Below are 25,381 nucleotides of genomic sequence, written 5' to 3' on the forward strand. Positions count from 1 at the left end.
CGACAGCGAACGACGGTCTCGAGACGACGACGCGCTGCGGTGCCGACGCGCATCGCAGGCGAGCACCGCGACCGCATGAGGGAGCTCTCATGCGGACGGAGCCGATCTGAACGCCCTGATACCTTCAGCGGGATTCCGCCAGCAGGTCTACCCGACGTTCCCTGCCGGCGTCCCGACCTCCCCGCTCGAATCGAGACCTCATGTTCCGACGCTTCCACCCCACTAGAACTGGTGCCCTCCTCCTGGCTGTCCTCCTCGGCATCGGGGTCGCTGGTGGCCCTGGTGAGTCCGCCTCCGCTGCGACCGCGGTGTACGTCAAGGACGGCATGGCACGATCCGTCGCCTCCGGATGGGGGACCTCCGAGGTGGGTGGTCCCTGGACGACGGCGCCGGGATCCGTGGCATCCGTCCGCGACGGCCGCGGCTGGGTGTCGAGCCCGCAGCCCGGACGCACGTCGCGGGTCTCCCTTGCGGGCACGATGCAAGACGTCGACTCCACCTTCTCGCTCGCGGTTCCGACCCTGCCGACATCGGGTACCGGGTTGTATCTGTCGCACGGCGTGCGCTCGACCGCCGGCGGCGCGTACATCGTGGGTGCCCGCATCATGGTCGGCGGCGTCGTGGAGCTGAGCCTCCAGAAACGAACCGGTGTCACCGTGGGTACTTTCGCGTCGGTGCGTCTGCCGGAGAGGATCCGGCAGGGGGGAACGGTCGATGTCCGGATCCAGGCGACCGGGTCGACGACGGTCGCCCTCATCGCCTCCGCCCGCGTCGCGGGCTCCGCGGACAGCGCCGCGCGGACGCTGAGGTACTCCGACTCGTCTGCGAAGCGCATCGCCGGCTCCGGTGGGACCGAGTTCTCGCTGTACACCTCGTCGTCGACCGCGCTGCTTCCGGTCGGAGTCGACGATCTCTCCATCGCGGCGCCCGGGGTCTCAGCGCCGCCCCCCGGGCCGGCACCTGCACCGGGCCCCGCGCCCGCTCCTGGACCCGCACCCGGAGTCGGACAGGTGGTCACCGGTGCCCGGGCGGCTGCCGGGGCCAGCGCCCCGGGCTCGGTCGCCTACAAGGTCCCGTCGAACGCGATCATCGTTTCGCCCGGTGGTAACGACTCGGCAGCGGGTACGGTCGCGGCGCCGGTCCGGACGATCACTGCCGCCCTGCGGAAGGTCCCCAACGGGGGGACCATCGCCCTTCGCGGCGGGGTTTATCACGAAAGCGTCATCGTCGCGCCCCAGAAGCGCGTCACACTTCAGCCCTACGGCTCCGAAGCAGTCTGGCTGGACGGCGCGGAGCCGGTGTCAGGCTTCCGCGCATCCGGCAACGCGTGGGTCCGTCCCGGATGGACCCAGCAGCTGGATGCCAGTCCGACGTTCGTTCGAGGAGCGTCGGACGGTCCGGCCGAGGGATGGAGATTCGTCGACCCCGCATATCCGATGGCAGCCCATCCCGATCAACTGTGGATCGACGGTCAGCAGCTCACACAGGTGTCCTCGCGGTCTCAGGTGGCACCGGGGCGCTTCTTCGTCGACGCGGCGGCGGATCAGCTCGTCGTGGGGTCGGACCCGAATGGGAGGCGAGTGGAAGCGAGCACACTCGTCAGCGCTCTTTCCGTCCGTTCCGAAGGTTCGGTCGTGCAGGGCATCGGCGTGCGCAGGTATGCCACGAGCGTTCCGGACATGGGCACCGTCATCATCGCGGCCAAGGGCGTCACGCTCTCCAATGTCACGATCCGGGACAACTCGACCACCGGGCTCTACACCTGGGCCAAGGACACCACCCTCTCGCAGGTGTCCCTCATCGGCAACGGACTCCTCGGCGCGGGCGCAGCCCACGCCGACGGGCTCGAGATCCGCGGAATGCTGTCGTCCGGGAACAACAGGGAGCGCTTCAACAGGGCGCCCGTCTCGGGTGCGCTGAAGATCCACAGCTCCTCTGGCGTCACGGTGGCCGACAGCGTGTTCGCGGACAACTACGGACAGGGTCCGTGGTTCGACGAGTCGAACAACGGCGTGGTCTTCACCGGCAACGACAGCCTCCGCAATACGGGGAACGGTCTCGTGTTCGAGCTCTCCGAGCGTGCTGTCATCGCGGACAACGTCGTGGCCGACAACGGGATCAACGGGATCTACATCGTGAACGCGGGTTCCGCGTCGATCTGGAACAACACCGCGGTGGGCAACGAACGGAACATCGCCGTCACCCAGGACTCGCGTCGCTCGAAGAACCCGACCATCCCGTGGATGAGCAAGAACATCGTGATCGCCAACAACGTCTCCGCTGACCCGGAGGGAACGTGTCTCGTCTGCATCGACGACTTCTCGCGGGTGCTCACCGGTGCGCAGATGGTGACGCGGGCCGAAGGCAATGTGTATCACCGCACCTCCCCGTCCGCACCGCGGTCATTCGCGATCTACGCCCAGGGTGCCTCAGGATCGTCGAGGTACTTCGGAACGCTCAGTGACTTCGTCGCGGCGACGGGCCGTGAGAAGCGGTCGGTCCTTCTCGAGCAGACATCGTCACCGGTGAACGCCGACTACTCGCTCCGTTCCATCTCCCCGGAACGACAGAGCACCATCGCAGTTCCCGTGCCCGATCAGATTGCGGATGTCTCCGGTCTGGCGTCCGGTGAAGTTCGGCTCGGCGCTCGGTTCCCCTGAACGGGATCGGCTCGCTCCTCCGATGTCGAGCGCGCCCGCCACAGCTGAAGCGAGCGGCGGGCGCGCTCGACACCGCGGACCCACACGAGTGAGGGCAGGTATCGGCGGCGGAAACGCCGGATGAACGCCTGCGCGGCGGGGGTGTCGGTGAAGAGTCCGAACGACACCCACTGGATCGCGATGAGTTCGAGCGCGGCGGCATCCGCCTTGGCGAGAGCTTGTCGGTGGACGGCGAAAACGGCGGCGCCGTCGCGAGCGTGCTCATCGATCGCCGACCGGACGCCCTCCTCCGACGCGGCCTTCGGCCACACCGTCGGCGACGGGATGGGAACCTCATCGCGCAGTTTGCGGAGACCCCGCCCTCGCGTCTCGTTCCACGCCGCATAGAGGAAGAACTCCAGCAGCTTGTGACGTTCGAACTCCTCGCCGAAGGGGAGACCCGACCGCTCTTCGAGATCGAGGATGAGCGCGCGTACCGCCGCGGTGTCGAACACGAAGGGCGTCGCGGTCGGCGGGAATGACTTGACTGCCCGGGCGATCACGTCCGGCTCGGCGTGGACGTACTGCAGCGTCGTCACGAGGGAGGCTCGCAGCGGGTGCGATTCGTAGGAATGCGGATGACCGTGGGCCCGGCTGTCCGGACCGACGAATTCGGTAGCCGATGTCGCCCGCGTGAAGTGGTTCTTCGCATCGAGCACCACGTAATGGGGTGTCTTCACCTGCGAGGCGATGGCGAGCTTCGCGGCCTGTTGGCTGCGCCATCCCCCCGCAGCGCGAGGGTCGATGACAGCGGTCGTCCGGACGATGCGGACGCGGCCCTGCAATCGGCCGTACGCGCGCAGAAGCCTTCGCCGCGTCCATTCGCCCATGCCGAGAACGCAGTTGTCGAGGACGAGGATCTCATCGACCTCCTCTGCGTCGAGGTGCAGCGACATCGAGCGCGCTTGAAGCTCGAGGAGGTGCGTCTCCGTCTCGAACACGACGGTGACGAACGTCAGCGCGGAGCTCATCGTGACGATCCGACGAGCTCCGCCGCGCCGGCGAGCATGTGCTGGCCGCGCGCCTGCGCACCGCGCGCCTGCGCGGTCAGCTCTGGATCGTCGACGGCGGCGAGGATGCGGCCGACGGCGTCCTCCGACCTGCCGGCATCCACGACGTGAGGCCACTGCAACTCGCTCATGAGGGGAGCGAACTTCCGCGAGTAGGCCATGGCGATCGCCGGTGTGCCGGTGGACAGGGCGTTCAAGCACGCATGCATCCGCGCTCCGATGACGACGCGTGCGCCGGCGATGAGTGCTCGTGCGTGGTCGAGGTCGCGAGGGATCACCAGACCGAGACGTCCGTCGTACCGATCGTGCAACTCGATGGCGAGTGGAACGTCGTTGTCGACGTCGGCCGAATCGAGGACGTGCGGGAAGAGCGTCACCGATCGTCCACGATCCAGCAGCCCGTCGATCACGCCCTCGATCTGACGCCGGTACACATGAGGATCGCCGTGGTGAAGCGACCGCCAGAGCAGCCCGGACACATTCAGGAGGACGTCGTTCCCGGGCTCGGGGACGGGCTGGTCTATCCCGAATACGAGATCCGTGGTCGTCAGATCGACGGGGCGCCCGAGCGACGCCGACGCTCGGGCGCTCATCGGGTCGCGGGCGAGCACCAGTTTCGAGCGGTGCACATCCCTCCGTGCCAGCAGCCGGGAGCGACGCGACCCGAAGGGGCCGATGGTCTGCGGGGCGAGAATCGTCGGCACGTGACTGCGCGCCGCGAACTCATGGATGAGCGACATCGTGGTGTGTCGAGGCAGGCCGTAGATGTCCGAGAAGCTGTCGCCGGAACGGGTATCCCAGTAGAGATCGAATCCACCGAGCCAGTCGCGCATCCCCCGCCTGCCTGTCACCCATTCGCGGATCAGCCCCCGGGGCGACCAGGTGACGGCGTCGGGCTTCGTACCGTAGTTCATGTAGGTGAACTCCGCCTCGGGCCAGATGCGCTGAAGCAGATCTTGCGACCCGCGCCCGAGAGCCCGTACCCCCAGGTTGGGTGAGGTCTCATCCGCCCAGGCGAGCAGTATCCGCATGGATTGTCCTTTCCGGTCGTCGCACCGCGGTGTCCTGCACCAGGGAGACGCGAGGTCGATGTCAGAGGACGTCACTCGCGCGCCGCCGCGCGCGACGGCCGAGTCGGTGCATGGACTCGCGCCCTGCGAGGCGCATGGCGAGGTCTTCGTACGCGCTCGTCACGTCATCCCAGTGGAAAGCGAGGGCCGCTCGATTCTTCGCGGGGCCTGCGAGCCTCGCAACGAGCGCCGGATCGCGGTCGAGCGCATCGATGCGACGCGTCAGCTCGGCGGCATCCGCGAAGAACAGGCCGTACTCGTCGAGGGTCTCGTGGTTGAAGCCGACGTCGTAGGCGAGCACGGCGGTGCCCGCACCCATGGCGCGCAGGAGCGAGGGGTTCGTCCCGCCGACCGAGTGCCCGTGCACGTACGTTGTCGCGTGGAAGTACAGCGCGTCGAGCAGGTCCTGGTCGTACACGCCGCCCAGGAAGCGGATGCGGGGGTCGTCGCCGGCCGTGGCGCGGATGCGCTGCGTGTACTCGGCGGCGTACGGCGCCGAGCCGACCACGACGAGCGGAGTGGTCGCAGAGCTGGCCCGATAGCCGGCCACGATCTCGAGCACATGGTTCTCGGGCTCGAACCGCGCGACGACCAGGTGGTACCCGCCGGGGGTGAGATCGAGGGCGCGGATGCCGTCGGTCGGTGCATCGTCCAGGATGGGCGCTCCGTAGCGGATCAGCTCCGTCGGGACCCCGAACTCGCGATCGTAGTACTCGCCGATGCCGGGGGCGTCCGCAATGAGGGCGTCGGCCGTCCGCACGCCGAACTCCTCCGCCCAGCGGTAGTAGGCCTTGCCGCGCCGGCCCCACTTCGAGCGCTTCCATTCGAGACCGTCCATGTGGAGGGCGGTCGGGATGCCGCGGGCACGCAGGACCGGGAGGAACGGCGAGTTCGCGGCGTTGAACACGAAGGCCGCATCCGTCCGCCGGCCGAACACGGCGTGCACGGCGGAGAGCCCGGTGTGGCTGAGGGTCTCGAGCTGCTTCACGGGGACGGCCGGAAGGCGGACGACCCTCATGCCGAGGTACTCCGAGGTCCGGGTCCCCGCGCCCCGCGAGTAGACCGTGATGTCGTGGCCGCGTTCGACGAGGCGACGACCGATCTCCTCGACCGCCGTCTCGAAGCCGCCGTAGCAGGCCGGCACCCCCCGGGTGCCGATCATCGCGATGTGGAGCGTCCGCGTCTCGAGGGTCTGCGTCCGGTGCCGACCGCGGTCGGCGTCGGTGTCGAGCGGGCGCGGGATTTCGATGACCATCAGTACGCTCCCTCACGTGTGACCATGACTTTGGCGGTTCGCCACATCAGGACGAGATCGGTCATGACGGTCCAGTTCTCGACATAGCGGAGGTCGAGGCGGACGCTCTCCTCCCAGGAGAGGTCGCTCCGTCCGCCGACCTGCCACGGTCCGGTGATGCCGGGCTTGATGTAGAGACGGCGGAAGACGGTGCCGTCGTAGGCGGTGACCTCGGCGGGCAGCGGCGGGCGCGGCCCGACGACGCTCATGTCGCCGCGTAGGACGTTCCAGAACTGCGGCACCTCGTCGAGCGAGAACCTCCGGAGGATCTGGCCGACGCGGGTGACCCGGGGGTCCTGCTTCAGTTTGAAGAGCGGGCCCGAGCCCTCGTTGCGGGCGAGCAGTGCGGCGAGTTCGGACTCGGCATCCACCCGCATCGTCCGGAACTTCAGCATCGCGAACTCGTGACCGTCGCGGCCGACGCGGGCCTGGCGGAAGAAGACCGGGCCGCCGTCGTTCGTCTTGATGGCCAGAGCGATGACCGCCGCCACCGGTGCGAAGGCGAGGAGGGCGGTGGCCGACACCAGGACGTCCAGCGCCCGCTTGACGTAGAAGGAAGCCCCCTCGAAGGCCGGGATCTTCACGTGGATGAGCGGCATCCCCTCGACCGGCCGGAGCGACATCCGCGGTCCTGCCACGTCGGCGAGCCGGCTCGAGATGACGAGCTCGGCAGCGGTGCCCTCCAGCGACCAGGAGAGGCGCTTCACATACGTGGGATCGCCCGCCGGCTGGCTCGCGACGACGATCGTGTCGCTTCCGTAGATCTCCGCCGCGCGGAGGACGGCGTCCTCGCCGTGCATCACCGGGTAGTCGACACCGTCGACGCTCACGCGCTCGCCGGTGCCCTCGAGGAGCGCGACCCCGACGACGAGGTAGCCGAGCTGGCCCGCGGGCCCGAGGGTGCGGATCGCGTACTCGACGTCATCCCGCGACCCGACGACGACGGTGCGCGAGGCGAACCTGCCCTCGGCACGCTGCGCGACGAGCCACCGCCGCCATGCCCATCGCGAGAGCAGGAGCGCGAGTGTCCCGAGGGGGAGAGCGGTGAACAGCTGCGCCCGGATCCCGCCCCATTCGAAGACGACGAACATGATCGCGAGCAGTCCGAACGCGAGCCCGGTCGCGTGAGCGACCCGGGCGTACTCGACCGAGCCCGAGCCGATGACGCTCGCCGACCGGGTGTTGAACAGCATCAGCGCGACGAGCCAGAGCGTGCCGGTCGCGAGCGCGATCGCGACCGCGCTGTACGGGACCGGGGCGACGGCGCCCGACGCCGTCACGCGCACGGTCGCGAACGCGCAGGCCACCGCGACGATCGCCGTGTCGCTGGTTCGCAGCCGCACGCGGAAGCGACGCTCCCACTGCTGACGGCTGACCAGCGCGGCGGATGCCCGCGGCGCTTCGCCGGCCCACGTGCGCACGGTCGTCAGCGGGCTCAGCCCTGGCAGCGACAGGCCGGGCGAGATGCCCTCGACCGCGCTCATCGTGCGTCCCCACACACATCGGACGGTGTCCGCATCATGCCCCCAAGCAATGTGCGATCACTGCACCCGCCCCCAAGGCGGATGCATAGTTCCCCAATGAGCTTCGCGGTCCCCCAAGAACCTCCGCGCGACCCCCCGGCCGCGCGATCCACTCGATGGCAACTGTAGCGTGCGACGAACGGTCGTGCGAGCGCGGGGCGTTAACTCGATGTAAACCGACGCGTCATGTCGTCAGAGCCCCCGCGCCTGCGATCCCCGGCTGCGCCGCCGGGCGCCGAGCTCAGGCGCCGAAGGCGCGGGCGAGAGTCACGACGAGCGGGCCGATGCGGCCATCGATCCGGAACCGGGCGAAGCCCTCCGACACCGCGCGTCCCGTGCGCGAGGTCACGAACCACGGCGGTTTCGGCAGCACCGAGAAGCGCCCGCGGCCGAGGGAGCGGGGGAAGGGACGGAACGGTCCGCGGACGACGCTCCGCTCGACCTCGTCCAGCAGGAGTGCGTTATGAACGATCCCGATGCCGCTCGGCGCGTCGTCGACGGTGCCGCCCGGAAACGCGCCCCACGTCGCCGTGGGGGTGAGGAACCCGAACGCCGTCCACGCGTTGACGGCCACCGTGCCGTAGCGCAGGCGAGCCATCGCCTCTTCGAACGGGGAGCCGAGGCGGTGCTGGGTGACGGGGTCGACGAGGACGTTCGCGCCGAGGGTTCCGGTGAGTCGTTCGTTCGCGTGCGCGACGGCGGCATCGACGAACGCGGCCCCCGTGCCGGGCAGGTCGACGATCCCGAGGACCGGGGCGAAGTACTCGGTCGTCTCGATCTCACCGTCACCCACTGCGATCGCCCGCGTGCCGTCGGCGAACCACTCGGCATCGGGGTAGACCTCGCGCACGTGCTCGAGCCGCGCCGCCGCGTTCGGATACCAGACGGGCCGCTTCGGCGTCCGCGCGAAGGCGCGGCGCAGCTCGCGCTCGAAGTCCTCGCGCTGATCCCAGTCGCGGCTGAGGAGCACGACCTGACCGGCGATGCAGTTGTGCCCGCTGTTGTGCAGCCGCATCGTGGCGACGTGCTCGGCCTGGAACCGCAGGTCGGCCTTCGTCCAGCGCCCCGGCACGACGATGATCGGCGACACGCCGCCGAGCTCGGCGGTGATCGGCACGCGCAGACGATCGTCGCCGGAGCCGACGATGGCATGGAAGGTCGTCTCCGACCCGGTGATGTGGACGTGGTCGATCTCGGGATGCCGCGTCAGGTAGGCCCCGACGTCACCGCCTCCGCTCACGACTGCGGCGAACCCGGCCTCGATGAGGGGCGCGAACGCCCGCTCGAACACCGGCACGAGCGCATCCTGCGTGGGGTTCACCTTCAGCAGTGCGACGCGCCCCTCGGCGAGCAGCTCGTACAGCACGTCGAGGAAGGGGATCGAGGTCACGTTCCCCGCGCCCAGGACCAGGCCGACCCCGCCGCTGCGGAGCGGATGCCGCGAGGCGAGGCCCGAGGCATCCCTCGCCTCGTGCGCGGTGACGCCCGGCTGCAACCAGACCTCGGTCGTGTATCCCGAGAGGAGGATCCGGTCGGCGGCGTTCAGCGGCGAGGTGTGGACGACGGTGCGACTGCCGGGCGCGGTGCCGGTGCGGACGCCGGCGAGCGGACTGCGCCCGCGGGCGAGCGCGTCGAGCGTTCCGATGTACGCGTCGAGCGCGACGATGGCGGCGTACGGGCCGGCGAGCCACTCTTCTCCGGCGAGCGGATGCCGCGGCTCGAGCCCTTTGCTCGCGGCGGCGATGCGCGCCCAATCATCGGCGGCGCCGGCGACGGCGGAGCGGATGCGCCGGAGCAGATCACGACGCCCGGCAGCGGTGAGTGCGGTCCACTCGCTCGAACCGGCGCGCAGCCGGGTGAGGGCGGAGTCGAGATCGGTGCGGGCCTCGGGGGAGTGCTCATGCGGCGTGGCCGGTGACGTCGTCGTCATCGTCGCTGTGCCGGTGGACTCAGATGAGCGACAGTTCGCGGAGCTTGGCCGCGACGTCGTCGTTGCTGGGCTCGACGTGATGCGTGGCGTCGGGGTACACGACGACCGGGATGTTGGTGCGTCCGGAGATCTCGCGGGCGATGTCGGCGGCGTCGGGCTCGGCCTCGAGGTCGACGTACCGGTAATCGACTCCGAGGCTGTCGAGCTGTGCCTTCGTGCGGCGGCAGTCGCGGCACCATTCGGCGCCGAACATCGTGATCTGAGTGGACGTGTCGGTCATCACTCCAGGGTACGCCCGCCCGCTGCTGCGGGCTCGGATTCCTGGGCCGCGACGGCACGTCCCGGCCGGCGCGGTGCGTAGACGACGAGTGCGTGGAAGACGAAGCGCAGGACGAAGGCGGCCACGAGCGTGAGAGCCGCGGCCAGCACGGCGGGGATGTGGGTGGCCTCGACGATGATCGACAGGACCGGGATGCGGATGATCGCTTCGAGGCCGTTGAAGGAGAACGACTTGAGGAACCGGGTGAGCATCCGCCCCGACTCGGACCGCATGTCGGCGAAGACGAGGTACTCGAGCAGCAGGAAGTTCGTGATGATCGTGATGACGCTCGCGACGATGGCCGCCGGCACGTAGTCCATCCCCAGCCGGATCAGACCCCACATGATGACGAGGTTCGCGATGGCGCCGAACCCGCCGACGAGGGCGAACGCCGACATCCGACCGAAGCGCAGCATGGCGAGCTGGGTCAGGAAGCGGACGCCCTGCGTGAAGGTCGCCTTCGAGGTGCCGGCGTGGCGTGAGGCGAAGTCGAACGGGACCTCGTCGACCCGCAGCTGACGTCGCGCGAGGACTTCGAGCAGGATCTTGAAGCCTCGCGGGCGGAGCGCGCCGACGTCGACGGCGTGGGTGTCGAGCAGGAAGAACCCGGTCATCGGGTCGGAGCAGTTCGCGAGCTTCCGCGGGAACATCGCCTTGGTCAGCGCGGTCGAGGCGCGCGAGACGGCGGTGCGGGTCGCATCGGCGAGGCCTTTCGACGTGCCCCCGGACGCATAGCGCGAAGCGACGACGACGTCGACGTCGCCTCGGTCGGCCCGCTCGATCAGTCGGGGGATGTCTTCGGGTGGATGCTGCAGGTCGCCGTCCATGACGAGGCACCAGCGCGAGGTGGCCGCCTGGAATCCCGCGACGACCGCGCCGCCGAGGCCGGCATCGGCGTTCTCCCGATGGATGAGGCGCACGGGGAACGGGGCGCCCTTCGCCGCGGCCGCGATGACCTGGGGGGTGTCGTCCGTCGAGTCGTCGACGAAGACGACCTCGAACACGCGCCCCTCGAGGCTCTCCCCGATGCGACGCAACAGCTCGTCGATGTTCGGACCCTCGTTGAAGGTCGGGACGATGATCGACAGATCCATGGCGGGGCTCGCGATGCTCGGCGGGCACGGGGACGTCTCAGCCTAGCCGGGACCGGGCGCACCGGACTGAGGATGTCCCCGGCGAACGACAGGGATCCGCTGACGGGGTCCCGGGCCGTCTGATAGACAGATCAGATGATCTGGGGGGATGCCGGTGCGCCGCGCACGCGTCGAGGCGCGAAGGCGGCCGTGATCGCGGCCGCGGTGGTGATGCTGTCGGCAGGATGCGTGTCGACGGTGGTGGAGCCCGCGGGAGAAGCCCGGCCGACGGTGGAGGCGCCGGTGGTCGCACCCGCGCCGGCGTCACCGACGGCCGAGGCGGCCCCGGCGTCGCCGACGGTGATCGCGACGCAGGCGTTCTCGGGCACCGGGCCCAGCCCCGTCGCCCTCGACGTGCCGGCCGGCACCCAGTCGGTGCTCGTCCAGCTGACGTGCGACCCCGCGGAGCGATTCACGGCGGAGCTCGGCGATTCGATGATGCTCGGGCAGGCGCCGCAGTCCGGATCCTGCGATCCCGATCGCGTCCTCGCCTGGCCGTGGGAAGCCCGGTCGGCGCCGGAGCTCACGCTCGGCCTGGCCCCGGAGGCCGAGTGGGCGGCATCCGTCTCGTATTCATCGGCCCCGTTCCCGCAGGACGCCGCGCTCGCCGAGGAGTGCGAGCTGTTCTCGGGCGTCTACAGCCAGGTCACGAACGCCGACGAGGGCTACGGCTTCTACGCGGCCTTCGGCGCTGATGAATGGAACCGCCGGGTGGATGCCGCGGCGGATGCGGCGGACACGCTCGCCGCGTCGTCGACGACCACTCTCGCTCCGTACCTGCGGTCGATCCACACGGTTCTCGCGGAGCGCTCGCCGATTCCCGGCGGGATGACCGAGGTGCAGGAGTTCTGGGACGCCCAGAATCCGATCGCCGAGATCTGCGCGGTGAATCACAGCGAGGTGTACGTCCTCGCCGAATTCGGCGGCTGAGCACTCAGCCCACGGAGTCGCGCCACGAGTGCTGCGGCCGGTAACCGAGCACCCGCTGCGCCTTCGCGGTCGAGAACAGCGAGTCGTTGACACCGAGGTCGCCGCGGAGCTCGACGCCGGGGAACACCTCGGCGACCAGTTCGTCGTTCGGGCGGCTCATGACGGTGTCGGCCGCCGCGATGAGGAAGTGGTCGAAGCCGGGGCCGGCGACCTCGAGCGCGCGTTCGATGGCCTGCGATCCGTCGCGGGCGTCGATGTAGCTCCACAGATTCCACTTGCGCTGCCGCGCGTCGGCGTCGAACGAGGGGAACTCCGCGTAGTCCTCGGGCCACATGACGTTCGAGAAGCGGAGGGCGGTGATGGATGCCTCGGGGTACCAGCGTGTGAGCTCGATCGCCATCTGCTCCTCGAGGTGCTTCACGAGCGAGTAGACCGATTCGGGACGCGCCGGGTAGTCCTCGTCGACGGGGATGTAGGGCGGCGGTGTCTCGAACGGCAGTCCCTGAACCGTCTCGCTCGAGGCGTAGACGATCTTCGTGATCCCGAGGCGGAGCGCCGCCCAGAACACGTTGAACGTGGTCGTGATGTTGTTGTGGAAGGTCGCGACATCGGGCCGGATGCCAGGGGCCGGGATCGCGGCGAGGTGGACGAGGGCGTCGATGCCGTTGTGCTGATCGCCGACGCCCGTCAGCGCGTCGACGACCTGTCCGTGGTCGGTGAGGTCGATCTGCACGAAGCCGGGGCCGCGGGTGCCGTGCTGGTCGAAGCCGATCACCTCGTGGCCGGCGGCGGCGAGTTCGCGGACGACGACGGACCCGAGTTTTCCGGACGAACCGGTGACGGCGATGCGCATCCCGTCAGCATGGCACGCGCGTCGGACAGCGAGGGCCGTCACCACCCGTGGGTGTTGAGCCATTCGCGACGACGCGATGCCTCGGCATCCGTCTCGTCCTCGTCCGAGCTCACGTGCTCCTCGAGCAGGCCGTCCACGAGGGGGACGAAGCGGTGGCAGACGGGGCACAGGGCGCGGCCGTGCGGCCACCCGTCCGCGAGCGCGGCGGCGGGGGAGCTCGGCTTGCTGGACCCGGGGCAGCGGGACGGGTCGGCCGCGGCATCCGTCCACATGATCGTGCGGTGGCGGTGCAGACCGGGGTGGTCGAGCGGGCGCGTGCAGCGGCGACCGGCGTTGCGACTGCGGCAGAAGCGGACGACGTCGCTCATCAGTTGATGATCTCGCCGCCGGACTCCTCGATCGCGGCGATGCGGCGCTTCCAGTCCGCGAGCGCCTCGGGGCTGAGGCGCGGCCAGCCGGCCTCCTCGCCGACGACGCGGAGCGGATCGGTGCTGCGATACGAGCGCGTGGGGTTGCCGGGGAACTTCTTGTCGGTCACGTTCGGGTCGTCCTCGAACGGGCCGGTCGGCTCGACGCGGTAGACCCGCGGCTCACCGTCGCCCGCCGCGAGCTCGGCGGCGAGGCCGGCGCCGTCGCGCTGCGCGGTGAAGTAGATGTGGTTCATCACGATCGACGGCCGGTAGTTCGAGCGTCGCCCCGCCGTGAGCAGATCGCCGACGTCGAGGTCGGCTTTCGTGCCGTGGAAGAAGGGACCGGTCTCGTCGGCTGCGCTCACCGCGCCAGGGTAGCGCGGCGGATCAGGCGTCGGAACGGGGCATCGGCGCGAGGCGCGTGAGCTGCGTGACGTGCCGCGGCTCGAGCTCGGCGATCGAGGCGACGCCGAGCAGCTTCATGGTGCGCTCGATCTCGCTGCGGAGGATCTCGATCGTCTTGTCGACGCCCGCCCGCCCGCCGGCCATGAGGCCGTAGAGATAGGCGCGGCCGATCAGGGTGAACTTCGCCCCGAGCGCCATCGCGGCGACGATGTCGGCGCCGTTCATGATGCCGGTGTCGACCATGATGGTCGCGTCCTTGCCGACCTCGCGCACCACGGTGGGCAGCAGGTGGAAGGGGATCGGCGCGCGGTCGAGCTGGCGCCCGCCGTGGTTCGACAGGATGATGCCGTCGACGCCGTGGTCGATGAGGCGCTTCGCGTCGGCGACGTTCTGCACGCCCTTGATGACGATCTTGCCGGGCCAGATGCCGCGGATGATCTCGAGGTCCTCATAGCTGATCGTCGGGTCCATGGCCGCGTTCAGCAGGTCGCCGACGGTGCCGCCGGTGGCTGAGAGCGACGCGAACTCGAGCTTCGGAGTGGTGAGGAAGTCGATCCACCACCACGGCCGCGGGATCGCATTGACGATCGTGCCGAGGGTCAGCTGCGGCGGGATCGAGAACCCGTTGCGCTTGTCGCGCAGGCGTGCGCCGGCGACGGGGGTGTCGACGGTGAACTGCAGGGTGTCGAACCCGGCCTCGGCCGCGCGCTTCGCGAGGCCGTAGGAGATCTCGCGCTCGCGCATCACGTAGAGCTGGAACCAGTTGCGTCCGTGCGGGTTCGCCGCCTTCACGCCCTCGATCGAGGTCGTGCCGAGGGTCGACAGGGTGAATGGGATGCCGGCGGCCCCCGCCGATCCCGCGCCCGCGACCTCGCCCTCGGTCTGCATGAGCCGGGTGAACCCGGTCGGCGCGATGCCGAAGGGGAGCGCGGACGGTCCGCCGAGGATCTCGACGGACGTGTCGACGTTCTCGGCGGGCCGGAGGACGTCGGGGTGGAACTCGACGTCCTCGAACGCCTGGCGCGCGCGGGCGAGCGAGGTCTCGCCCTCCGCGGCCCCGTCCGTGTAGTCGAAGGCGGCCTTGGGGGTGCGTCGCTTCGCGATCGTGCGGAGGTCCGCGATCGTGAACGCGGCATCCAGCCGTCGCTTCGTGCCGTTCAGCTCGGGCTTCTTGAACTGCATGAGCTCGAGCAGCTCGACCGGCTTCGGGAATTGACGCTGCACCATGGCAACCATCCTCCTCTGGAGTGATTCGACGCGGGCCGGGATTAACGCAGGAACGCGGCGGCGACGCCGGAGTCGACGGGGATGTGGAGCCCGGTCGTGCGTGAGAGTTCCGGTCCGGTCAGCACGTAGACGGCGTCGGCGACGTTCTCGGGGACGACCTCGCGCTTGAGGATCGTGCGGTTCGCGTAGAACTGGCCGAGGTCCTTCTCCTCGACGCCGTACGTGGCGGCGCGGTTGGCGCCCCAGCCGGCGGCGAAGATGCCCGAGCCGCGGACGACGCCGTCGGGGTTGATGCCGTTGACGCGCACGCCGTGCTCGCCGAGCTCGACGGCCAGCAGTCGCACCTGGTGGGCCTGGTCGGCCTTGGTCGCCGAGTAGGCGATGTTGTTCGGGCCGGCGAAGACGGAGTTCTTCGACGAGATATAGATGACGTCGCCGCCCATCTTCTGCTCGATGAGCGCCTTCGCGGCGGCTTTCGCGACGAGGAACGAGCCCTTCGCCATGACATCGTGCTGCAGGTCCCAGTCCTTCTCGGTGGTCTCGAGCAGCGGCTTCGACAGCGACAGGCCCGCGTTGTTGACGACGAGGTCGACACCGCCGAAGGCGAGGACGGTCGCATCGATCGCGGCCTGCACACCCGCGGCATCCGCCACGTTCGCGGCCACGCCGATGGCGACGTCCGTGCCGCCGAGCTCGGCGGCTGCGGCCTGTGCCTTCTCGAGGTCGAGGTCGGCGACGACGACGCACGCGCCTTCGGCGGCGAGACGCGTGGCGATGGCCTTGCCGATGCCCGAGGCCGCGCCCGTGACGAACGCGATGCGCCCCTGGTGCGTCTTGGGCTTCGGCATCCGCTGCAGCTTCGCCTCTTCGAGTGCCCAGTACTCGATGCGGAACTTCTCGGCGTCCGAGATGGGGGAGTAGGTCGAGAGGGCCTCGGCGCCGCGCATGACGTTGATCGCGTTGACGTAGAACTCGCCGGCGACGCGGGCGGTCTGCTTGTTCGCTCCGTAGCTGAACATGCCGACGCCGGGGACGAGGACGATGAGCGGGTCGGCGCCGCGGATCGCGGGGGAGTCCGCCGTTGCGTGCGCGTCGTAATAGGCCTGGTAGTCGGCGCGATAGGCCGCGTGCAGTTCCCGAAGGCGCGCGATCGAGTCCTCGACGGACGCGGATGCCGGCAGGTCGAGGATGAGCGGCTTGACCTTCGTGCGCAGGAAGTGGTCGGGGCAGCTCGTGCCGAGTTCCGCGAGCGCGGGAGCCTTCTCGGAGGCGAGGAAGTCGAGGACGACGTCGCTGTCGGTGTAGTGGCCGACCATCGGCTTGTCCGTCGACGCGAGCCCGCGGATCGTCGGGGCGAGCGCCGCGGCCTTCGCGTGACGCTCTTCCTCCGACAGCGCCTCGAAGCCGGAGCGGATGCCGCCGAAGGGCTGCGCCGCACCGTGGGCGTCGATGTGCGCCTGGGCGGTCTCGATGATCCAAAGGCTGTTGCGCTCGGTCTCCTCGGACGTGTCGCCCCAGGCGGTGATGCCGTGTCCGCCGAGGATGCAGCCGATCGCGTCGGGGTTCTCCGCCTTGATCGCCGCGATGTCGAGTCCGAGCTGGAAGCCGGGACGGCGCCACGGCACCCAGGCGACCTTCTCGCCGAAGATCTCGGTGGTGAGCTTCTCGCCGTCGGCGGACGTGGCGATGGCGATGCCGGCGTCGGGATGCAGGTGGTCGACGTGGGCGGCATCCACCAGTCCGTGCATGGCGGTGTCGATCGAGGGAGCCGCCCCGCCCTTGCCGTGAAGGCAGTAATCGAAGGCGGCGACCATCTCGTCCTCGCGCTCGACGCCGGGGTAGACGTCGACGAGGGCGCGCATGCGGTCGAGGCGGAGGACGGCGAGCCCTTCGGGCTTCAGGGTGCCGAGGTCGCCGCCGGAGCCCTTGACCCACAGGAGCTCGACGGGCTCGCCGGTGACGGGGTCGGTGTCGGTGCCCTTGGCGGAGGTGTTTCCGCCCGCGTAGTTGGTGACCTTGGGGTCGGATCCGAGGCGGTTGCTGCGCGCGATGAGTTCGGCGGCGGCCGTGGGCGTGGGGGACATCGACTCTCCTGCGAGGCTCAGGCGTGAAAGATCTTGTGAAAACTTTCACAATCTAACAGGCTCAGCGGATGTCGACCAGCCCCCGAAAGGCGGAGAGCCGCTCGTCGGCGGGGTCGAGCTCGGTCACGAGCAGGTCGACGTCGGTCCAGGCGAGGGCGCGCGCGACGGCGAGTCGCTCGAGTTTCGACGAGTCCGCGAGCACGACGGTCTCGTCGGCGTGTGTCGAGAGGACGCGCTTGACCTCGGCTTCTTCGAGGGTCGTCTCGCTCGTGCCGAACGCCGGGTCGAGGGCGGCGGCGCTCGTGAAGAAGCGGTCGTAGTGGAACCGGCTCGCGCTCTCGCACGCCTGCGCGCCGACGAAGCTCCCGGTGCGGGGTTCGAGGCGGCCGCCGAGGAGGATCGCGTCGACGCCGGGTCGCCCCTGGGCTGCGCGGAGGTTGTCGTACGAGTTCGTGACGACGAGCAGTTCGTCACTGTCGTCGAGGGTCGAGATGAGTGCGCCGACGGTGGAGGAGGCATCCATCGCCGCGGCACCGCCGTGGGGGAGCAGGTCGTGCGCTTTGCGGGCGATCTCGGCCTTCGCGCCGCCGCGCGCGGCGATCCGGGCGGTGAAGTCCTGCGGGACGATGGCGGCGACCGCGCCGCCGCGGACCCGCCGCGCGAGCCCTTCGCGGACGAGGTCGTCGAGGTCGCGCCGGACGGTCATCGCCGAGACGCCGAGCGCCTCGGCGGCCGGCTCGAGTCGGACGCTGCCGGACTCGGCGAGCATCTCGAGGAGGAGCGACCGCCGTTCGGCGCTGAGCAACTGCGGCATGCGATCAGGGTAACCGGGTGCCGCGGCGACCTTAGGCTCGAATGGTGAGCGAGCGTCCGGGGGTCATGTGCCCCACCTGCGGGGATCCGCTGCGGTTCGAGATCCTCGACGACGAGCGGTTCACGGTCGCGTGGTCGTGCCTCAACTGCGGGCTCGTGCGCGTGACGGAGCCGCGCTGAAATCAGCGGCGGCGCTCGGCGACGATCGCCGCGACGGGTCGCGCTCCGCGCTCGGCTCGGCGGTGGACGGCGACGACGTCGAAGCCCGCACTCTCGAGAATGCGCTGCAGGTCGTCTGCGTTCCATCGGAACGCGCGCAGGACGGCGTGGTCGAACGCCTCCGTCTCGTCCGCGTCGAAACAGCCAAGCAGCAGCGATCCACCCGGACGCAGCACGCGCGCGAACTCGGCGAGCGGAACCGCGATCGTCGACGGCTCGTGGTGGATCGTCGAGAACCAGGCGAGGATGCCGCCGAGCGCGGCATCCGCCTCATCGATCGACTCGATGCTCTCGACGTCGAACCGGATGCCCGGGTGGGCCGCGCGGGCGTGGTCGATGAACTCCGGCACGAGATCGATCCCGCGGATCTCGGCGCCCCGCTCGGCGAGGTGCTGCGTCCAGTGCCCCGGCCCGCAGCCCGCGTCGATGAGCCGACCGGATGCCGCGGCTCCCCACGTCTCGATAAGGTCGCGATCCGCGTGGTGCATCGCGCTCACCGATCCCAGCGCGTCCGCGTACTCCGTCGCCCGGCGGGAGTACGCGGCGGTCGTGCGAGTCATCCTGCGAGGCTATCGAGGCCGCCCACGTGAGACGATCCCGGGGTGAAGATCACCCAGGTCCGCAACGCCACCATGCTGCTCGAGGTCGGCGGCATCCGCGTCCTCGTCGATCCCATGCTGGGTGCACGGGGCTCGCAGCCCGGCTTCGCCAGTGAGCGCCGCAATCCGCTGGTGGACCTCGTCGTCCCGCTCGCGGATCTGCTGGCGCCAGACATCGTGGTGGTGACGCACACGCATTCCGATCATTGGGATGCCGCGGCCGCCGCGCTCCTGCCGCGTGAGGTTCCCGTTCTCGTCCAGCACGCCGAGGACGCCGCGGTGATCGGTGATGCCGGCTTCACTCAGGTGATCGTCCTCGACGAGCAGACGACGCTGGGCGGCGTGACCTTCACGCGCACGGGCGGGCAGCACGGCTCCGACGCAACGCTCGCCGCGGCCCCGCGACTGGGAGAGGTCATGGGGGTGGTCATCGCGCATTCCGCGGAGCCGACCCTCTACGTCGCCGGCGACACCGTCTACCACTCGGCCGTCGAGGCGGCGCTCACCGCCCACCGGCCGGACGTCGTCGTCCTGAACACGGGCGAAGCCGTGCTCCCCGGCCTGGACCCGATCCTCATGGGCGCCGAGGACGTCGTGCGGGTGCACGGCCTCGCCCCCGACGCCCGCATCGTCGCCGTCCACATGGAGGCGCTCGACCACTGCACCGTGACCCGCGCCGATGTGCGCGCGACGGCAGAGGCGCAGGGGATCACCGCGGCCGTCCACGTCCCCGAGGACGGCGACACGCTGACTGTCTGATCAGCGGGGGCGCCCGAACGGCGGGATACGGTCGAGTACGACGGGCTGCTGCAGCCCGGTCCCGGCGATGCCCGACCGTCCCACCCGACGACGCTCCGGCTTCTGCCGCTGCCACGGATCGGTGGCCAGTTCGCTCAGTACTCGCGCGCCCTTCGTGCGGTCTTCCCTCGCTCGAAGGAGCACCACCATGCCCTCGTCGACCCCGCCCCGTGCGGCCTCGAACACGGCGACCACGAAGGCGGCGCGAATCAAGGCGTTCCGGTGGATCGCTCTCGCCCTGGTCTTGGTGATCGCGATCATCGTCCTCTCGCCGATCATCTGCACCCTCGCCGTCGCCGTCGCGATCACCGCAGGAGTCTCGCTCGGCAAGAAGAACCCGACGTTCCTGCGGTTCAAGACGCCGGCGACCGCCGCACGTGCGCTGATCATCTCCGTCGTCGTCGCGCTGCTGTCAGCCGGGATGGCGAACCTCGTCCTGCCGCGGGCGGACACGACCGTGGACGAGGCGTCCGTCGCCTTCGCGCCGGCATCCCCGGCGGCCGACGAGGCGGTCGCGGTCGGTGAAGATCAGCCGGAGTCCCCGGCTCCGGCCGACACCGTCACGCCCGAGCCGGGTACGGCTCTGGCGGCTCTCGGGACCCTCGAGGTGACGGGGCGCGCGCCTAAGACGGGCTACGACCGCGACGAGTTCGGACAGCGCTGGAAGGACATCGACCGCAACGGATGCGGGCAGCGCGACGACGTCCTCGCCCGCGACCTCGCTGGCGTGCAGAAGGACGGTCGATGCGTCGTGACCTCCGGCATCCTCGACGATCCGTTCACGGGCGAGCGCATCGCGTTCGAGCGCGGCGAGGACACCTCGTCGCTCGTACAGATCGACCACGTCGTTCCCTTGTCGGATGCCTGGCAGAAGGGCGCGCAGCAACTCACCGCGCACCAGCGCGAGACCCTGGGGAACGACCCGCTCAACCTTCTCGCCGTCGACGGTGCCGCGAACGCGCAGAAGAGCGACAGCGACGCCGCGACGTGGCTGCCGAAGAACACGGAGTTCCGCTGCTCGTACGTCGCGAGGCAGGTCTCGGTGAAGGTCGCGTACGAGCTGTGGGTCACGCAGGCGGAGCGCGACGCGATGGAGCGCATCCTGACGGGGTGCCCGACGGAGCAGCTGCGGACGTCGGACTACGCCGCGGACGCCATGGCGATCGCGGAAGAGCCCGCGGCGAAGCCCCGCCCGAGCATCGCGCCGGCGCCGAATCCGCAGCCCACGCATGAGTCGAAGCCCGCGCCGGCGCCGAAGCCTCAGCCGACGCAGGAGTCGAAGCCCGCCCCGCCGGCGAACGTGTACTTCAAGAACTGCACGGCGGCCCGCGAAGCCGGGGCCGCTCCCGTGCGCGTGGGCGATCCCGGCTACGCGAAGCACCTCGACCGGGACGGTGACGGCGTCGGCTGCGAGTAGCGACGGTCGACAGACGAGTCGGTGGCGACCACACTGGTCGCATGGATCCCCTGACGAGCGCCGTGCTCTTCGTCACCGTGTTCGCCGCCGGCTCGTACGTCCTCTACTGGGTGATCCGCAAGGCCGTCGCGCACGGCATCCAGGAGGCGCGTCTGGCGGCGGAGAGCCAGCGGGTCGATGCGGGCTGACGGGACTCGGCGCGGGCCGCGCCGGAAAAGGCGAAACCCCCGCGAATAGAAGCTTCGCGAGGGTTCCTAGAACCGTTGTAACGACGGTTCGTGTGGCTCCGACGGGCGTCGATCCCGTGACCTCACGATTTTCAGTCGTGCGCTCTACCAACTGAGCTACAGAGCCGCATGGCATCAGAAGTGCCATGTCCTAGACGAAAGGCCCGTGAATTCAACAGAAGCTGAAGACAAGGGCCTGTCGCTCGGAGCGACCCTGACGGGACTTGAACCCGCGACCTCCGCCGTGACAGGGCGGCACGCTAACCAACTGCGCTACAGGGCCATGCTTATTAAATTGTGGGAGTGACCCCAACGGGATTCGAACCCGTGCTACCGCCGTGAAAGGGCGGCGTCCTAGGCCGCTAAACGATGGGGCCGAGCGACCCCGGGGGGATCACGCTTACCGAGGGTCAAGCATATGCGATCCCTCGCGAATGTGCGAATCGAGGGCGCGCCCACCGTTCCGATGGGGGAATCGCGGGCAGGATGGCGGTGCCTCTCTCGGTCTCGACCTGTGACGAATGTGAACAGTGTTGCTACTGTGATGGGCGGATCAGCACGCCATCTGGCCGAGGGAAGGGTGTGTGCAGTGACCGACCTGCCCGAAGCGACCGGAGCCGACTGCGGCTGCGCGCCCACCGCCGAAGAGACGCGCTCGTTCTCGTCGCGCATCAGCCGCCGGAACGCGCTGGGCCTCGGCGTCCTCGGTGTGGCCGCGGCATCCACCGGTCTCGGCTTCGCCCTGCCGGCGTTCGCCGCGACGTCGTACCCCAGCTGGGATGACGTCCAGAAGGCGCGTCAGAACGAGGCGTCCAAGGGCACCGAGATTACCCGCATCCAGAACCTCATCTCGTCTCTCGAGAACGACGTCACCGTCAAGCAGGCCGAGGCCGAGCGCTTGGGCGCCGAATATCAGGACGCCCTGATCGCGTACGAAGACGCTGCAGCGCTTGCGGATCAGCGTCAGGCGCAGGCCGACGCCGAGGAGAAGCGCGCCAAGGCCGCCGCCGGCAAGCTCGGTGTGCTCGCCGCCGAGCAGTACCGCTCCGGCAAGGGTGATGCCACCCTCGAGCTCTTCTTCTCGGATTCGTCCGCGAGCGCCGACGACCTCCTCGGCCGCCTCGGCACGATGGATCGCCTCGTCGATGCCAACCGCGATGTCTATGCCGAAGCCGTCGGCGCGCGCGACAGCGCGAAGAGCCTCGCTGATCAGGCCAAGGTCGCCCGCGACGAGCGCGACAAGCGCAAGGTCGAGGCCGAGCAGAAGATGCAGGCCGCGCAGGATGCCGCGCAGGCCGCACAGGCTGCCCTGGCTGCGCAGAACGAGCACCGCGAAGTGCTCGAGGCGCAGCTGCAGGCCCTGCAGGACACCACCGCGAAAACCGTCACCGCGTACAAAGCCGGCGTCGAGGCCGAGCGCAAGCGCCGTGAAGAAGCCGCCCGCAAGGCCCGCGAGGAGGCCGCTCGCCGAGCCCGCGAGGAGGAAGCGCGTCGTCTCGCGGAAGAGAAGCGTCGCCGCGAAGAAGAGGCCAAGAACAACAACAACGGCGGCGGATCCAGCGGCGGCGGATCGTCGTCGGGCGGTTCCTCCGGCGGCGGAAGCAGTAGCGGCGGCAGCGGTGGAGTCGTGCAGCCATCCGGCTGGGTACGCCCCGCCCACGGCTACATCAGCTCCTGGTTCGGCGTCCGCGGCAGCATCTGCACGCCCAGCGGCTGCACGGCCAGCGGCCACCGCGGCATCGACTTCGCCAGCTCGTGCGGATCGCCCATCTACGCGGCTGCCTCCGGCACCGTCGTCTTCGCCGGCTACAGCGGCGGCTGGGGAAACTTCATCAAGGTGCGCCACAGCGACGGCACCATCACCGGCTACGCGCACATCATCGACGGCGGCTACGCAGTCGGATACGGCGATTACGTCCGTGCCGGCCAGACGATCGCCTACATCGGCAGCACCGGCGCCTCCACCGGCTGCCACCTGCACTTCGAGGTCTACCGCGGCGGCATCCGCGTCGACCCGGCACCCTTCCTGCGCGCCCGCGGCATCAGCGTCTGACGCTCAGCGTCCCGAAACGACGAAGGTCGGATGCCGCGCGACATCCGACCTTCTCGTTGTGAGCCTCAGAGGCTGTTGGGCGCTTCGCCTTCACCCTGCGTGCGGGTCTCGCCCTCGTGCTCGTCGAAGCGCGTGAAGGCCTCGGACACGAGACGCTCGGCCTCAGCGGCACCGGCCCACTCGTCGACCTTGACCCACTTGCCGGGCTCGAGGTCCTTGTAGCGCTCGAAGAAGTGGCCGATCTCTCCCTTGGTCCACTCGTCGATGTCGTCGACGTCCTGGATGTGCGACCAGCGTGGGTCCTTCGCGAGGACCGCGACGACCTTGTCGTCGCCGCCGGCCTCGTCGCTCATCTTGAGGACGGCGACGGGACGGACCTTGGCGAGCACGCCGGGGTAGATCTCGCGGTCGAGGAGGACGAGCACGTCTAGCGGGTCGCCGTCCTCGCCGAGCGTGTTCTCGAAGAAGCCGTAGTTCGCGGGGTACCCCATGGGGGTGAACAGAACGCGGTCGAGGAAGACGCGGCCCGTGCCGTGGTCGACCTCGTACTTCACGCGGCTGCCGCGCGGGATCTCGATGACGGCGTCGTACGCGCCCATACCTGTGCTCCTTTGAAAGTCCGGTGGGATGCGGGCACAAGCCTACTTGCGCGGGTGCGTGTGCCCAACGCAGGGTGAAACGCTCGGGGACGGCGGTCCCGGCCCGTCAGGGTGCGATTTCTCCTGCACTCGGCACGCCCGGTGGTGGAGGAGCGCTCGGTACGGTGGAGCGGTGCCGTCCCTGCATCCCGCCGTCGCCGAGGTCCGCCGTGCCGTCCGCTCCGCACTGACCGGCCTCCCGGAGGGGTCTGTCGTCATCGTCGGGCTCTCGGGCGGCGCCGATTCGCTCGCGCTCGCCGCGGCGGTCGGCTTCGAGGCGCCGAAGCTCGGGCTGCGCGCGGCATCCGTCACCGTCGACCACGGTCTGCAGCCGGACTCCGCCGAGGTCGCCTCGGCCGCTGCGCGTGCCGCCGCGACGCTCGGCCTCGATCCGCTCATCGTGCGGGTGGAGGTCGGCACCGAGGGCGGACCCGAAGCGGCGGCGCGCGATGCGCGATACGGCGTGCTGCGGGATGCCGCGCGCGACGTGCGTGCTGCGGCTGTGCTCCTCGGGCACACGCTGGACGACCAGGCCGAGACGGTGCTCCTGGGCTTGGCCCGCGGATCCGGTGCGGGCAGCCTGCAGGGAATGGCGGCGGCATCCGATCTCGACGGCATCCCTCTGCTGCGACCCCTGCTCGAGGCGCGCCGCGGGACCACCCGGGACGCCTGCGCGGCGCAGGGACTCGAGCCGTGGGACGACCCGCACAACCGCGACCCGAAGTACGCGCGGGTGCGCGTCCGCGAGACGGTGCTGCCGATGCTCGAGGCCGAACTCGGACCCGGCATCGCCGAGGCGCTGGTGCGCACGGCGGCGCAGCTGCGTGAGGACGCCGAGGCCTTCGACGAGATGATCGACGAAACGATCGAGGACATCGTCGAACCCGCCGAGGCCGGCATCGCGGTCTCGGTCGCCGCGCTCGCCGCCAACCCGCCCGCACTCCGTCACCGCATCATCCGGCACGTGGTCGCCAGCGAGTTCCACGTCTCGCTCACCCGCACGCAGACGCTCGAGGTGGCGCGCCTGGTCACCGAGTGGGCAGGGCAGGGTCCGATCGACCTACCCGGATGCCGCGCCCGCCGCGCGGGCGCCCTGATCGAGTTCACGGGGGCCGGATCCGGTCTTTAGACTTCTGCAATGCGCGCAGCCGAGATCGCCGACCAGCTCACCGATGTCCTCGTCACCGAGGAGGAGATCCAGGCGAAGCTCGAAGAGCTCGCCCGTCGGGTGGAGGCGGACTACGAGGGCAAGGACCTGCTGCTCGTCGGTGTGCTGAAGGGCGCGGTCATGGTGATGGCCGACTTCGCCCGTTCGCTGAAGCGCCCCATGGAGATGGACTGGATGGCCGTGTCGTCCTACGGCGCCGGCACGAAGTCGAGCGGCGTCGTGCAGATCCGGAAGGACCTCGACACCGACATCTCGGGCAAGCACGTCCTGATCGTCGAGGACATCATCGACTCCGGCCTGACACTGAGCTGGCTGCTCGAGAACTTCGCCTCGCGCGGCGCGGCCTCGATCGAGGTCCTCGCATTGCTCCGCAAACCCGAGGCCGCGAAGGTCGAGATCGACTGCCGCTACGTCGGTTTCGACATCCCGGTCGAGTTCGTCGTGGGGTACGGATTGGACTTCGCGGAGAAGTACCGCAATCTCCGCGACGTGGCGGTCCTCGCGCCCCACGTGTACTCCTGAATTCGCGCGGTACGCCCAAAACGAACGCACAGACCCCGCA

General features: G+C 69.7%; 24 protein-coding genes and 3 tRNA genes. 9 read left to right on the forward strand and 18 right to left on the reverse strand.

Annotation, left to right across the window (positions count from 1 at the left end; all coding sequences use genetic code 11):
* Window positions 1-200: 200 nt before the first annotated feature.
* Complete coding sequence (locus tag H286_RS0108175) at window positions 201-2,660, forward strand: right-handed parallel beta-helix repeat-containing protein (protein ID WP_155900337.1); 2,460 nt, start codon at window positions 201-203, stop codon at window positions 2,658-2,660.
* Here H286_RS0108175 and H286_RS0108180 read toward each other — a convergent pair.
* From H286_RS0108180 to H286_RS0108210, 7 genes are all read right to left on the reverse strand, one after another.
* Window positions 2,597-3,670: a DUF6492 family protein gene (locus H286_RS0108180; RefSeq protein ID WP_020097757.1), complete on the reverse strand. Its 1,074-nt coding sequence runs from the start codon at window positions 3,668-3,670 to the stop codon at window positions 2,597-2,599. The genes H286_RS0108175 and H286_RS0108180 overlap by 64 nt on opposite strands.
* The gene (locus H286_RS0108185) at window positions 3,667-4,740 is read right to left on the reverse strand and encodes a polysaccharide pyruvyl transferase family protein (RefSeq protein WP_020097758.1); all 1,074 of its coding nucleotides are present in this window, start codon (window positions 4,738-4,740) and stop codon (window positions 3,667-3,669) included. Before H286_RS0108185 ends, H286_RS0108180 begins: the two co-directional genes overlap by 4 nt.
* Before the next feature lie 61 nt (window positions 4,741-4,801).
* Window positions 4,802-6,034, reverse strand: a complete 1,233-nt coding sequence (locus tag H286_RS0108190) for a DUF1972 domain-containing protein (protein ID WP_020097759.1) — start codon at window positions 6,032-6,034, stop codon at window positions 4,802-4,804.
* Window positions 6,034-7,557, reverse strand: coding sequence for a sugar transferase (locus H286_RS0108195; RefSeq protein ID WP_020097760.1), 1,524 nt, complete (start codon window positions 7,555-7,557; stop codon window positions 6,034-6,036). Before H286_RS0108195 ends, H286_RS0108190 begins: the two co-directional genes overlap by 1 nt.
* A 280-nt stretch (window positions 7,558-7,837) precedes the next feature.
* The gene (locus H286_RS0108200; protein ID WP_020097761.1) at window positions 7,838-9,526 is read right to left on the reverse strand and encodes an aldehyde dehydrogenase family protein; all 1,689 of its coding nucleotides are present in this window, start codon (window positions 9,524-9,526) and stop codon (window positions 7,838-7,840) included.
* Window positions 9,527-9,545: 19 nt separating this feature from the next.
* Complete coding sequence (locus tag H286_RS0108205; protein ID WP_028497448.1) at window positions 9,546-9,806, reverse strand: glutaredoxin family protein; 261 nt, start codon at window positions 9,804-9,806, stop codon at window positions 9,546-9,548.
* Window positions 9,806-10,939, reverse strand: coding sequence for a glycosyltransferase (locus H286_RS0108210; RefSeq protein ID WP_020097763.1), 1,134 nt, complete (start codon window positions 10,937-10,939; stop codon window positions 9,806-9,808). The genes H286_RS0108205 and H286_RS0108210 overlap by 1 nt, the downstream gene beginning before the upstream one ends.
* 135 nt (window positions 10,940-11,074) lie before the next feature.
* On the opposite strand from H286_RS0108210, the gene H286_RS0108220 reads away from it, so the two are divergent.
* Window positions 11,075-11,908 carry a hypothetical protein gene (locus H286_RS0108220; protein ID WP_231370918.1) on the forward strand — a complete coding sequence of 278 codons (834 nt, stop codon included), beginning with the start codon at window positions 11,075-11,077 and terminating at the stop codon, window positions 11,906-11,908.
* Window positions 11,909-11,912: 4 nt separating this feature from the next.
* Here H286_RS0108220 and H286_RS0108225 read toward each other — a convergent pair whose 3' ends face one another.
* The 6 genes from H286_RS0108225 to H286_RS0108250 all read right to left on the reverse strand — a co-directional run bounded on the left by H286_RS0108225 (window position 11,913) and on the right by H286_RS0108250 (window position 17,701).
* A complete protein-coding gene (locus H286_RS0108225) occupies window positions 11,913-12,761 on the reverse strand; it encodes an NAD-dependent epimerase/dehydratase family protein (protein WP_020097766.1) in 849 nt (282 codons plus the stop codon).
* 38 nt (window positions 12,762-12,799) lie between these two features.
* Window positions 12,800-13,129 (reverse strand): hypothetical protein, encoded by a 330-nt coding sequence (locus tag H286_RS0108230; protein ID WP_018185775.1) that lies wholly within the window; start codon window positions 13,127-13,129, stop codon window positions 12,800-12,802.
* Entirely contained in the window at window positions 13,129-13,536 is a 408-nt protein-coding gene (arr, locus tag H286_RS0108235; protein ID WP_020097767.1) for an NAD(+)--rifampin ADP-ribosyltransferase, read from the reverse strand. The genes H286_RS0108230 and arr overlap by 1 nt, the downstream gene beginning before the upstream one ends.
* A gap of 22 nt (window positions 13,537-13,558) precedes the next feature.
* Window positions 13,559-14,803 carry an alpha-hydroxy acid oxidase gene (locus H286_RS0108240; protein ID WP_020097768.1) on the reverse strand — a complete coding sequence of 415 codons (1,245 nt, stop codon included), beginning with the start codon at window positions 14,801-14,803 and terminating at the stop codon, window positions 13,559-13,561.
* Window positions 14,804-14,844: 41 nt separating this feature from the next.
* Window positions 14,845-16,887 (reverse strand): bifunctional rhamnulose-1-phosphate aldolase/short-chain dehydrogenase, encoded by a 2,043-nt coding sequence (locus tag H286_RS0108245; RefSeq protein ID WP_020097769.1) that lies wholly within the window; start codon window positions 16,885-16,887, stop codon window positions 14,845-14,847.
* Between the two features lie 61 nt (window positions 16,888-16,948).
* Window positions 16,949-17,701, reverse strand: a complete 753-nt coding sequence (locus H286_RS0108250) for a DeoR/GlpR family DNA-binding transcription regulator (protein ID WP_020097770.1) — start codon at window positions 17,699-17,701, stop codon at window positions 16,949-16,951.
* 44 nt (window positions 17,702-17,745) lie between these two features.
* Here H286_RS0108250 and H286_RS15220 point away from each other — a divergent pair, with 44 nt between their 5' ends.
* The gene (locus H286_RS15220) at window positions 17,746-17,880 is read left to right on the forward strand and encodes a hypothetical protein (RefSeq protein ID WP_256335408.1); all 135 of its coding nucleotides are present in this window, start codon (window positions 17,746-17,748) and stop codon (window positions 17,878-17,880) included.
* Window positions 17,881-17,882: 2 nt separating this feature from the next.
* On the opposite strand, the gene H286_RS0108260 is transcribed toward H286_RS15220, so the two are convergent.
* Window positions 17,883-18,479 carry a class I SAM-dependent methyltransferase gene (locus H286_RS0108260; RefSeq protein WP_020097771.1) on the reverse strand — a complete coding sequence of 199 codons (597 nt, stop codon included), beginning with the start codon at window positions 18,477-18,479 and terminating at the stop codon, window positions 17,883-17,885.
* 42 nt (window positions 18,480-18,521) lie between these two features.
* Here H286_RS0108260 and H286_RS0108265 point away from each other — a divergent pair, with 42 nt between their 5' ends.
* The 3 genes from H286_RS0108265 (at window position 18,522) to H286_RS15045 (ending at window position 20,921) form a co-directional block, all read left to right on the forward strand.
* Window positions 18,522-19,277, forward strand: a complete 756-nt coding sequence (locus tag H286_RS0108265) for an MBL fold metallo-hydrolase (RefSeq protein WP_020097772.1) — start codon at window positions 18,522-18,524, stop codon at window positions 19,275-19,277.
* 187 nt (window positions 19,278-19,464) lie between these two features.
* Window positions 19,465-20,733: a GmrSD restriction endonuclease domain-containing protein gene (locus H286_RS0108275; protein WP_020097774.1), complete on the forward strand. Its 1,269-nt coding sequence runs from the start codon at window positions 19,465-19,467 to the stop codon at window positions 20,731-20,733.
* Window positions 20,734-20,774: 41 nt separating this feature from the next.
* Window positions 20,775-20,921 carry a hypothetical protein gene (locus H286_RS15045; protein ID WP_020097775.1) on the forward strand — a complete coding sequence of 49 codons (147 nt, stop codon included), beginning with the start codon at window positions 20,775-20,777 and terminating at the stop codon, window positions 20,919-20,921.
* 93 nt (window positions 20,922-21,014) lie between these two features.
* On the opposite strand, the gene H286_RS0108285 is transcribed toward H286_RS15045, so the two are convergent.
* The 3 genes from H286_RS0108285 to H286_RS0108295 all read right to left on the reverse strand — a co-directional run bounded on the left by H286_RS0108285 (window position 21,015) and on the right by H286_RS0108295 (window position 21,337).
* Window positions 21,015-21,087, reverse strand: a tRNA-Phe gene (locus tag H286_RS0108285).
* Between the two features lie 82 nt (window positions 21,088-21,169).
* Window positions 21,170-21,243: transfer RNA gene (locus H286_RS0108290), tRNA-Asp, on the reverse strand.
* A gap of 21 nt (window positions 21,244-21,264) precedes the next feature.
* Window positions 21,265-21,337 (reverse strand) — tRNA-Glu (locus H286_RS0108295).
* A gap of 212 nt (window positions 21,338-21,549) precedes the next feature.
* On the opposite strand from H286_RS0108295, the gene H286_RS0108300 reads away from it, so the two are divergent.
* Window positions 21,550-23,013 carry a M23 family metallopeptidase gene (locus H286_RS0108300; protein WP_020097776.1) on the forward strand — a complete coding sequence of 488 codons (1,464 nt, stop codon included), beginning with the start codon at window positions 21,550-21,552 and terminating at the stop codon, window positions 23,011-23,013.
* Window positions 23,014-23,078: 65 nt separating this feature from the next.
* Here H286_RS0108300 and H286_RS0108305 read toward each other — a convergent pair whose 3' ends face one another.
* Window positions 23,079-23,612: an inorganic diphosphatase gene (locus H286_RS0108305; RefSeq protein WP_020097777.1), complete on the reverse strand. Its 534-nt coding sequence runs from the start codon at window positions 23,610-23,612 to the stop codon at window positions 23,079-23,081.
* A 172-nt stretch (window positions 23,613-23,784) separates the two neighbouring features.
* Between H286_RS0108305 and tilS the strand changes: the two genes are divergently transcribed.
* Together tilS and hpt are read left to right on the forward strand one after the other, a co-directional pair.
* Window positions 23,785-24,780 carry a tRNA lysidine(34) synthetase TilS gene (gene tilS, locus H286_RS0108310; RefSeq protein ID WP_020097778.1) on the forward strand — a complete coding sequence of 332 codons (996 nt, stop codon included), beginning with the start codon at window positions 23,785-23,787 and terminating at the stop codon, window positions 24,778-24,780.
* 9 nt (window positions 24,781-24,789) lie between these two features.
* Entirely contained in the window at window positions 24,790-25,341 is a 552-nt protein-coding gene (gene hpt / locus H286_RS0108315; protein ID WP_018185762.1) for a hypoxanthine phosphoribosyltransferase, read from the forward strand.
* Window positions 25,342-25,381: the final 40 nt, after the last annotated feature.

It is taken from the genome of Microbacterium sp. 11MF (genome assembly GCF_000383475.1).
GTDB lineage: Bacteria > Actinomycetota > Actinomycetes > Actinomycetales > Microbacteriaceae > Microbacterium > Microbacterium aquilitoris.